1 protein-coding gene is annotated in these 263 nt (G+C 43.7%); it reads left to right on the top strand.

The annotated features are described in order from the left end of the window. Window positions 1-263, top strand: a 263-nt coding sequence (locus Q0779_RS23895) for an AMP-binding protein (RefSeq protein WP_298776765.1), incomplete at both ends; no start/stop codon positions are given.

Here is a 263-nt window from a genome sequence, read left to right as displayed (position 1 = left end):
GAGCCGAGAAGTGAAATAGGGAAGATTGATTTACTCTCAGATGAAGAGCGCCACACCTTATTGCACGAGTGGAATGATACTGATAAAGATTATCCTGCTGACAAAACACTGCAGCAATTGTTTGAAGCGCAAGTTGAAAAAACACCGGATAATATTGCCCTCGTGTTTGAAGAGGTGTCGCTGACTTATCAAGCATTGAATGAAAGAGCCAACCAGTTAGCGCATCATATACGCGCGCAATATCAAGCTCAGCACAATCAGCC

Origin of the sequence: uncultured Shewanella sp. (assembly GCF_947491715.1) — a bacterium.
Taxonomy (GTDB): Bacteria; Pseudomonadota; Gammaproteobacteria; order Enterobacterales; family Shewanellaceae; genus Shewanella.
The sequence above is the reverse complement of the archived record's forward strand: the minus strand, read 5'-3'. Positions and strand labels throughout refer to the sequence as shown.